The sequence below is a fragment of the Streptomyces sp. NH27 genome (assembly GCF_056859195.1).
In genome coordinates, this window is the sequence record NZ_JACEGK010000736.1 from 1 (window position 1) to 2,809 (window position 2,809).

3 protein-coding genes are annotated in these 2,809 nt (G+C 74.8%); all 3 read left to right on the top strand.

Annotation, left to right across the window (positions count from 1 at the left end; genetic code table 11):
* A partial coding sequence (locus AC13HU_RS35155; RefSeq protein WP_483046056.1) for a helix-turn-helix domain-containing protein occupies nt 1-1,593 on the top strand: 1,593 nt, incomplete at its 5' end.
* A 224-nt stretch (nt 1,594-1,817) separates the two neighbouring features.
* Entirely contained in the window at nt 1,818-2,123 is a 306-nt protein-coding gene (locus AC13HU_RS35160; protein ID WP_483046057.1) for a zinc-ribbon domain-containing protein, read from the top strand.
* Nucleotides 2,124-2,340: 217 nt separating this feature from the next.
* A partial coding sequence (locus AC13HU_RS35165; RefSeq protein WP_483046058.1) for a TIGR03086 family metal-binding protein occupies nt 2,341-2,809 on the top strand: 469 nt, incomplete at its 3' end.

The following is a 2,809-nucleotide window of genomic DNA, read 5'->3' on the forward strand; positions in this document are numbered from 1 at the left end:
GGCGTGCCGCTGCTGATCGGCCCGCACCCGGTCGCCGCCTGGCGCGAACTGGCCCCGCGCGTCTCGGCGTTGGGTGCCCGCGAGGTACGACGGGGGCACGCACGACTGGCCGGGCTGCTCGACCGGTTGCCGGTGCCCGGCGCCGACGAGCGGGCGACCGTAAGGAAGTTAGCCGGCTACCTCGCCGAGGCGCTCGACGCGCAGGTGCTGGTGCACGCCGGCGAGGAGGTGCTCGCCGCCGTACCCGCGAGCGCCGCCGCCGCACTCACCCCGCTGCTCGGCACGCCCCCGGGCACCCGGCAGCCCGCCGCGGGGGGCGGCTTCGCGCAGACCGTCATGCTCTCCCCGGCCGGCGACGCCCTGCTCGTGGTCGCCACCGCGGAACCCGCGCCCGATCAGGTCCTGGTCGCGTATACGGCCAAGGCGCTCCGGCTGGCCGTGGCGGGGCTGCGCGAGCGGCGCACGAACGGGGCGGTCGGCGACGCGCTGCGCGGGGTGCGGCTGTCCGCGTTCCAACTCTTCATGACCGGGCACGCCGTGGCCGCGCAGCGCGTCGTGGCGGGCATCGAGGGCTCGTTGATGGACAGCGACACCGCGCGGGTGTTCATCCTCGACTGCGCCCGGGCCGGCCGCGAAACCGTGCTCGCCGAGGCCGAACGCGCCCTCGCCGAGCAGGCGTTGGCCATCCGCTGCCCCGCCTACCAGCGACACCTGATCTTCCTCGCACCGCATCGCACCGGCGCCCGGGCGGAGGAGGGCCTGCACCGGCTGATGGACACCTTCGCCGACGCCCGCGTGCTGCTCGGCGGCAGCCTCGCCCACCCGCTGGACGCCGTCCCCGACGCGTACGGCGAGGCGCTCGACTGCCTGACCCGGGCCGGCCGCAACCCCGACCGGGTCGCCATGGCCACCCGCAGCACCGGCATCGTCGACGTGCTCGCCCCCGACACCGCGCTCGCCTGGGCCACCCACCTGCTGCGGCCGGTGCTGGCGATGCCGCGCGGCGGCGGGCAGATCCTCGAAACCACCGCCATGGCCGTCGAGTTCGAGATGTCCGCGACCGCGCGGGTGATCGGGGTGCACCGCAACACCGTGACGCGCCGGGTCCGGCAGGTGTTCGACGCGGTCGGGCTCGACCAGGACGCCATCCTCGACCGGGTGGTGCTGTCGCTGGCCGCGCAGATCGTGGCGCGGTACGGGACCGCCGACCGCGCCGGGCGCGACGCGGACGCAGGCGTCGTGCCCGACCTGCACACCCTGCTCTCCGAACCCGCGCTGCGGGCCTGGGCGGAGAAGGCGCTGCGGCCGCTCGCCGACGACCGCCGCGATCTGCTGCGCACCGTACGGGAGTGGGTGCGGCACGGCTGCCGGTACGAGCCGGCCGCCGCGTCGCTGGGGATCGCGGCCAAGACGGTACGGTCGCGGATTCACGCGGCCGAGCCGCTGCTGGAGCGGGACCTGATCGGTGAGTTGCCGTTGGTGCCCGGCGAGAGCGAGCACCGGCTGGCCAGCGTACGGCCGTTGGCGGTGGCCCTCTACGCCACCACCGAGCCCGGTGCGCCCCGTCCGCCCCTCCCCGGCGGCCGGGCCTGACCAGCGGTGGCCCGGCCCGCGACGGCCTGGCCCGCAGGCAGTCCGACCCGCGGCGGCCTGACCGCAAGCGGCTTGCCCCGCGGCGCCGTCGACGTACGGCTCCGGCACCCGGGTCGTGAATTCCCCCGCCCGGCTGCCTTTACCTCGGCCGGGTGCGGCACACTGTGCTCCTTGACACCGAGACCGTCGCAGGGGCGGGAACTCCAGGGGGAAGGCGAACCACCATGATCATTTGGGGTACCAGAAGCTACATCTACCAGCTGGCGATGATCACGCTGCTGTGCGGGCGGTGCAACAACCCGTCCGCCCACGCGCTGCGCAGGCGGGTCATGAAGTTCACGCTGTTCTTCATCCCGCTGTTCCCGATCAGCTCCAAGTACTCCACGCAGTGCACCTTCTGCGGTGCGCAGACGGCGGTGCCGAAGGAGCAGGCCGAGCAGCTCCAGGCGCAGGTCGCCGCCGCGCCGCAGCCGGCGCCGCCGGCCGGTCAGCCGGTGCCGCCGCAGGGCGCGAACCCGTACCAGAGCTGAAGCGACGGGCGTACGACCTGGTGCACGCTCGGCACCCGCCCGCTGGGCACCCCGCCCCGGGGCCACGGACCCTTCGTCCGGCACCCGGGGCGGCGGCATGTCCGGGACGTGGCGGGGCGGACCGATGAGTTTCGCGGGGCCGGGCGGTCTGCCCTGGAGGAGACATCGGACCGTGCCGTGCGGAGCGCGTGCGCGGACAGCAACAAGGGAGTCACCCATGACGGACGACGCAGTGCGGATGGCGGACCTGGCGCCGACCGCGGCCCGGGTCGCGGCGATCGCCGAGCGCATCGGCGACGATCGACTCGGCGCGCCGACGCCCTGTCCCGACCTGGCGGTGCGCAACCTCCTCGGCCACGTCATCGGCCTGAGCCACGCCTTCCGCGCCGCGGCTCACAAGGAGTTGGGCGCCGCGACCTCGACCCCGCCCTTCACGGCCGCACCGGACATCGACGACGAGGGCGCCTGGCGGGCCGAGTTGCCGAAGGCGCTGGACGAACTGGTCGCCGCCTGGCGGGAACCGGCCGCCTGGACCGGCATGACCCAGGTGGGTGGCGTGACCCTCCCCGCCGACCAGGCCGGCGTGGTCGCGCTGAACGAACTACTCGTCCACGGCTGGGACCTGGCGCGTTCGACCGGTCAGGAGTACCAGCCGACCGCGGCGGAACTCTCGCTCTGCCGCGATT

What these genes read in the sequence shown, in the direction of transcription:
- AC13HU_RS35160 (WP_483046057.1), top strand. Translation starts at nt 1,818, where the DNA reads ATGATCATTTGGGGTACCAGAAGCTACATCTACCAGCTGGCGATGATC.